Annotated in this window: 9 protein-coding genes; 2 read left to right on the top strand and 7 right to left on the bottom strand. The window is 61.5% G+C overall.

Going from position 1 to position 5,310, the window contains the following annotated elements; genetic code table 11:
- Both BVER_RS35250 and BVER_RS17280 read left to right on the top strand, forming a co-directional pair.
- Nucleotides 1-333 (top strand): type IV secretory system conjugative DNA transfer family protein (locus BVER_RS35250; protein ID WP_198155284.1); only part of this gene is annotated, 333 nt, incomplete at its 5' end.
- Between the two features lie 38 nt (nucleotides 334-371).
- A complete protein-coding gene (locus BVER_RS17280; RefSeq protein WP_198155283.1) occupies nucleotides 372-1,142 on the top strand; it encodes a type IV secretory system conjugative DNA transfer family protein in 771 nt (256 codons plus the stop codon).
- 14 nt (nucleotides 1,143-1,156) lie between these two features.
- On the opposite strand, the gene BVER_RS17275 is transcribed toward BVER_RS17280, so the two are convergent.
- The 7 genes from BVER_RS17275 to BVER_RS17245 all read right to left on the bottom strand — a co-directional run.
- Nucleotides 1,157-1,465, bottom strand: coding sequence for a BrnA antitoxin family protein (locus BVER_RS17275; RefSeq protein WP_050454369.1), 309 nt, complete (start codon nucleotides 1,463-1,465; stop codon nucleotides 1,157-1,159).
- A gap of 43 nt (nucleotides 1,466-1,508) precedes the next feature.
- Nucleotides 1,509-1,793, bottom strand: coding sequence for a helix-turn-helix domain-containing protein (locus BVER_RS17270; protein ID WP_050454368.1), 285 nt, complete (start codon nucleotides 1,791-1,793; stop codon nucleotides 1,509-1,511).
- The gene (locus BVER_RS17265) at nucleotides 1,790-2,134 is read right to left on the bottom strand and encodes a type II toxin-antitoxin system RelE/ParE family toxin (RefSeq protein WP_050454367.1); all 345 of its coding nucleotides are present in this window, start codon (nucleotides 2,132-2,134) and stop codon (nucleotides 1,790-1,792) included. Before BVER_RS17265 ends, BVER_RS17270 begins: the two co-directional genes overlap by 4 nt.
- 628 nt (nucleotides 2,135-2,762) lie before the next feature.
- The gene (locus BVER_RS17260) at nucleotides 2,763-3,869 is read right to left on the bottom strand and encodes a replication initiator protein A (RefSeq protein ID WP_050454366.1); all 1,107 of its coding nucleotides are present in this window, start codon (nucleotides 3,867-3,869) and stop codon (nucleotides 2,763-2,765) included.
- Nucleotides 3,870-3,920: 51 nt separating this feature from the next.
- Entirely contained in the window at nucleotides 3,921-4,196 is a 276-nt protein-coding gene (locus BVER_RS17255) for a hypothetical protein (protein ID WP_050454365.1), read from the bottom strand.
- Nucleotides 4,197-4,209: 13 nt separating this feature from the next.
- Entirely contained in the window at nucleotides 4,210-4,866 is a 657-nt protein-coding gene (locus tag BVER_RS17250) for a nucleotide-binding protein (RefSeq protein ID WP_050454370.1), read from the bottom strand.
- Between the two features lie 188 nt (nucleotides 4,867-5,054).
- Nucleotides 5,055-5,310, bottom strand: a 256-nt coding sequence (locus BVER_RS17245) for a recombinase family protein (protein ID WP_157056105.1), incomplete at its 5' end; no start/stop codon positions are given.

The following is a 5,310-nucleotide window of genomic DNA, read 5'->3' as shown; positions in this document are numbered from 1 at the left end:
TCGGTGATCTGCATCGACCCCAAAGGCGAAAACGCCCGGATGGCGGGCAGCACCCGCCATCGCTTCTGGCCGGTTCATGTCCTCGATCCGTTCGGGGTGACGGGCCGGCCATCGGCTGCGTTCAATCCCCTGGCCGGCCTCGATCCGGCCAGCCTGGATATCGCCGAGGAGGCCGCCACGCTCGCCGATGCCCTGGTCTACGACGGGCCGGGCGAGACCGGCGAAGCGCATTGGAACGAGGAAGCCCGGGCCCTGATCGCCGGCATCATCCTCTACATCGCCTCAGAAGAGCCCTCAGAGGGCCGCACGCTGGCGACCCTACTGGACACCTGACCGCCGCTCCGAACGCCTTCTCGGCCCTCCTGACGCGAATGCGGGGCACTCCCGCAGCCGGCGGCCTGATCACCCGCGCCGCCAACTGGCACGGCGGCAAGGGCCATCGCGAAGCGGCCGGGGTCCTCTCGACCGCGCAAAGACACACCCATTTCCTCGACCGCCCGCGCATGACGGCCGTGCTCGACCATTCGGATTTTGCGTTCGGGGAGCTGAAGTCGCACACCGCGACCGTCTTCCTTGTCCTGCCGCCCGATCGCATCGGTGCCTATGCCCGCTGGCTGCGGCTGATGGTCACGCAGAGCTTGCAGGACATGGCCCGCACCCAGGCCACGCCACCTGCCCCCGTGCTCTATTTGCTCGATGAGTTCGCCGCCTTGGGCGAGCTCGCCCCGATCGAGCGGGCCATGGGTCTGATGGCCGGTTATGGCGTGCAGCTCTGGCCGATCGTGCAGGACATTCACCAGCTCCGCGCCACCTACGGCCAGCGCGCCGGCACCTTCCTGTCCAACGCCGGCGTCCTCCAGGTGTTTGGCGTCAACGATCACGACAGCGCCCGCCTCGTGTCCGATCTGCTGGGCCAGGAAACCGTCGTGTTCCAGACCATGAGCCGCGCCCTCGACAGCGACCAATCCGGGCTGAGCTTCGCCGAGCACCATACCGGCCGGCCCCTGCTCACCCCCGATGAGGTCCGTAACCTGCTGCGAGACCGCGAACTGCTGTTCCTGGCCGGCACCCGGCCGATCGTCGCCGACAAGCTGCGTTATTACGCCGATCGAGAGTTCAGCGGGCTGTTTGACCAACCGTAGCCGGTCCTCGTTGCTCACTTCAACGAAGCGAGCATTTCGCGGCGCAGGATGGCGTTGATGCGGGACTGATAGCCTTTGCCCTGAGCCTTGAGCCAAGCCAGCACGTCGGAATCGAGGCGCACGGTGGTTGAGGTCTTGGTCGGCTTGTAGAACCGGCCGCGCACCGCATTTTTCCAAAAGTCTTCGGTCAGCGGAGGAATGTCGCTGTAGTCGATCTTGCTGTCTGGGCGTGCGGCCAAGGCCACAAGCTCCGCTTTCTGCTTCTCCGTGAGGGGAGGCAGGTTGGCGAGATCAACGTCATGCCTAACGAGTTTCTTGCTCATAGCGCCGGCATTGCCCCTCCCACAAAACGATCCCTATGTGGCGTCATGCGGCTTCCAGGACGCGCAGCTCGACATGCATACCGGCCGCCGCCGCCATGTTCACCAGGGTATCGAGGCCGAACAGGTTGATTTTCCCGCGTAGCAGGTCGGACACGCGGGGTTGCGTGACGCTGAACAGCTTGGCGGCCTGGCTCTGACTCAGGCCAGCGCGAACGATGTGCTGCTTGAGCGCGATCATCAGTGCGGAGCGCAGCTTCATGTTTTCCGCTTCTGCCGGGGTGTCCTCGATGGCATCCCAAATGCTCGTAAAGGTCTGCTCTTCGCTCATGGTTTCAACTCCTTGACCAACTCCCGATAGCGTTTCTCAGCCAGGTCTAAATCGGCCTTGCTGGTGGCCTGCGTCTTCTTTTGGAAGCAGTGCAGGACGTAGATCGCGACGGCGAATTTGGCGACGTAGAGCACTCGGAACGCGCCGGCCTCGTCCCGAATGCGAATTTCCCGCACGCCCTGCCCTATGGTGGTCATGGGCTTCCAGTCGTCGGGGTCTAGCCCGCGTTGCACCTGGTCGAGCTGCTGGCCCGCCTCACGTCTGGTTGTGGCCGGGAAGTCGCGCAGGTCTTCGAGCGAGCTGCCCCGGAACCGGACAGGTTTGAGGTCGTCACCATTCATGCCAGCATGATACAAAATTTTGTATTGAGCGGCAAGCCTTCCCTGGCAAGCTATTTTTTGGCTGCGGAGAGGGGTCAAGGAGCCGCCCGGAGGCCGCAGCGGAGCGCAGCCCGCATGGCGAGCACCGAACGGGTGAGGACGGCAGGCGTAGCCGGTCCTTGACGCCTTGGAGCGGCCTCAAGCCTATCGGGTGGGGTGCAGAGCAAGGGCGAAGCCCGCCGAGCTGCACCCCTGCCCTTCGGCGAGAACGGGGTGCAGGGGCAGTGCCCCTGCGTCCAAAGATGACTCCACGCCCGCAGGGCGTGTCCATTGAGCGCAGACGCGCAGCGTCGAGCAGGGGCAGTGAAGGTCTTCTTGGACCTCCTTCGGACGGCTCCTAAGGACGGAATTTATCCACAGGCTGAGCTGTTTTAAGGTTTTAATATATGTTTTAAAGTTTTAGACGGAAAAACAACGATTTTATCGCTTAAAATCAATATGTTATGAAAACGCCCGGTGGGTGATAGACGGTCTTCGGTGGGTGATAGACGGTCGTCCGGTGGGTGATAGACGGTCTTCGGTGGGTGATAGACGGTCTATCCACAGGCCAGTCGAGATGCACGAAAGTCAAGATTCGCGTCACCGTCTATCACACACCGCCACCCTCAGCCGGCAGCTCGTCGGGTGTGGCGTTCCGATGCCGCATGAGCAGTTGCGGGCCACTCTGCCCGGCTTCCTCCTGCAAGGTATATTCGGGCAGATCGTTGGCCGTGATGATCTTGCGCAGGATGCGGCAAAACTCTTTGAATGTGCCGGCGCTGCCGCTGCGCTGATAGATGGTCTGAAAGGCCCATTTCGCGTTGCTTTTGCCAGCGGCACGACGCGCAAGGCGATAGACAAAGCGGCCTATACCTGGCTCGATCAGGAAATAGTCGGGGTGCACAGTCAACACGTCCGGCCGCTTGCCCTCGGTGACTTCGCGGTAAATCCAGTTTGGTGCCTCTATCTCGACACTGGCCACCTTGCCGGTATCAGTGCGCGACACAACCCGGTGGCGACTAATCAGCCCTTCGGATTCAACCTCGCGCAGTGCACGCTTGCCGGCGCGCGGCACTTCCCGCACGCTTTTGATAATGGTTCCCTGGAGGCGGGCTAGCGCGGCCTCGACCTCTTCAAATTGGCGGGTGCCGTCACCCTTGCGGCAGAACTTGAGAATATCGCTAGTGTGCGGCTGGAACACGCGGCCTGGCTTCTCGCCCTTCCCTTCCCTGTGTCGGTTCATGGCCTCGGTTAGATGGGAAATCAGCATCAGAACAATGTCGTAATCCCAAACTGACGCCATGCCATCCGGCCCGGCTTTGACCTCCACATAACCATCTGGCAGCTCGTAGCGGATGACTTCGCCCGCGCGCTTCTTGTCTTTGGACAGGCGGAACACCGCCACGTCCATAATGGAGCGACTGTCTTTGGTCGCAACGTCATAGAGCGTCGGCACAAAGAAATCGGCCTGCTCATCGCCAGGTGGTGGTCGGCGCAAGGCCGATCTCGCCTTTTCTTCGGCTTCCGTAACCCTCACCTGGTGCGGCGTCAGGCTTGCCTGCAACGGACCAGAAGCGACGTAGTTAAGTAGCTCGGCCGGCACGTCCCCAAGCACATACCAGCTCTTGCGCTGAACATCCCACTGCGCGCCATGCCGCTTGGCATGGTCCTTCTTGTCGAAGTCGATGTTCAGATAGGTCTTGGCGCGGCGCTCCATACTGTTATCCTATTCAGATTATATTTAAATAATCTTTTTTAATATCCTTTTTCACTTAAAAATATCGCCCTCCAATGCACGATAGATGGCCATGCTGATAATACCCGCCCGTCCTTGGCCGGTACGCTTGGCCACGTCGTCCACCCGCCGTAACAGGTCGGGGGCAATGGTAAGGCTAATCTGCCGCTTATTCCCTTTCGGCACACCCTTGTCGTAGGAGCTGGTCGTCGACACCGTATGGGCGGCATCCGGGGCACCGGCCACAAAGGCATTCACGGCCGCCGCTTGTGCGGCCAACGTCGTCTTAGACTTACGTTGAATTGCCATCTATAGGCTCCTTTTAGACGTTCATATGAATATTAAAAAGAGATGAAACCAATGCTTCAAGCTCGGTGCAGGCTTTTGGATCGCGAGAGGCGAGCTCGGCCACGGCCAGGCCAGCGCCGCTGGCATTACTGAATGCCTTGCGGCGCCGGATCGGCGCCGACAGGTAGGCGAACTGCGGAACCTCCGCGACCGCCGCCGCCGCCTCGATGTTGTCGGCCGAGTGCTCGCCGGGATCGGCCTGGTTCATCACGGCAAAGCATCGCAGGCCGTCGCGCACGCTGTTCGCTTCGTCCACCAATGCGGCCATGTCATCTAGCGCCCATACGTCGTAGGAACGGGGAGCAAAGGGCACCAGGAGCACATCGGAAAGGATCAGCGCCGCGCGCAGAGCCGTCGAGTCACGGCCACCAGCATCAATGACGATGTCTTGCCATTTGTCGCGCTGCTGCTGCACCTGTCCGCGCAAAGCCGGGCCATCTGCATACTGCGCGCACGCGATGCCTGGCTGTCGGCCGACTTCGGCTCGGGCAGCAATAGCCGCCGCCGTGCCTTGGCGGTCGCCGTCGATAAGCCACACATCACGCCCAGCCATTGCCCGCGCAATGGCGATCTGCACGGCCAGCGTGGTCTTGCCAACGCCTCCCTTTGTATTCCCTACAGTTAATATCATATAGACCACCTTTGGCAGTTGAATATCTCTCATAATCATATTTTCTGGATATCAAAACAACTGTTTTCGGTGCGCTGCGCTTCGGGTGCCTTGCCTGACCGTCGATAACGGCGGCCTCGTGGTCGATCCGGAGGTCCGGCCGCGCTGCTCGCTAGCCAAACTGCTAGCCGTGTCCGATTGGGAAGCTATCAACTCAACGCCCGGTAAAGCGTGGCCCGATGAACGCCCAGCAAGCGGGCAACCTCGGCCACAGGCTTGCCGTCCCCCTCGATGAGCTGCCGGGCGTGGACGATCTGCTCGGGCAAAAGGGAAGGGGAAGGGCCGAACCGCACCCCGCGCGCCTTGGCGGCGATCCGGCCAGCGCGGGTTCGCTCCGCGATCAGAGACCGCTCGAAATCCGCGATCCCGGCGAACACCGTCAATACCATGCGTCCGGCCGGTGTC

This window comes from Candidatus Burkholderia verschuerenii, from assembly GCF_001189365.1.
Classification (GTDB): Bacteria; Pseudomonadota; Gammaproteobacteria; order Burkholderiales; family Burkholderiaceae; genus Caballeronia; species Caballeronia verschuerenii.
Note: the sequence above shows the minus strand (reverse complement) of the source record. Positions and strands in the feature narration are given on the sequence as shown.

Excerpts from the sequence above, each read along its gene's own strand:
- BVER_RS17270 (WP_050454368.1), bottom strand. The coding sequence starts at position 1,793 with ATGAGCGAAGAGCAGACCTTTACGAGCATTTGGGATGCCATCGAGGAC.
- BVER_RS17275 (WP_050454369.1), bottom strand. The coding sequence starts at position 1,465 with ATGAGCAAGAAACTCGTTAGGCATGACGTTGATCTCGCCAACCTGCCT.
- BVER_RS17250 (WP_050454370.1), bottom strand. The coding sequence starts at position 4,866 with ATGATATTAACTGTAGGGAATACAAAGGGAGGCGTTGGCAAGACCACG.
- BVER_RS17255 (WP_050454365.1), bottom strand. The coding sequence starts at position 4,196 with ATGGCAATTCAACGTAAGTCTAAGACGACGTTGGCCGCACAAGCGGCG.
- BVER_RS17260 (WP_050454366.1), bottom strand. The coding sequence starts at position 3,869 with ATGGAGCGCCGCGCCAAGACCTATCTGAACATCGACTTCGACAAGAAG.
- BVER_RS17280 (WP_198155283.1), top strand. The coding sequence starts at position 372 with ATGCGGGGCACTCCCGCAGCCGGCGGCCTGATCACCCGCGCCGCCAAC.
- BVER_RS17265 (WP_050454367.1), bottom strand. The coding sequence starts at position 2,134 with ATGAATGGTGACGACCTCAAACCTGTCCGGTTCCGGGGCAGCTCGCTC.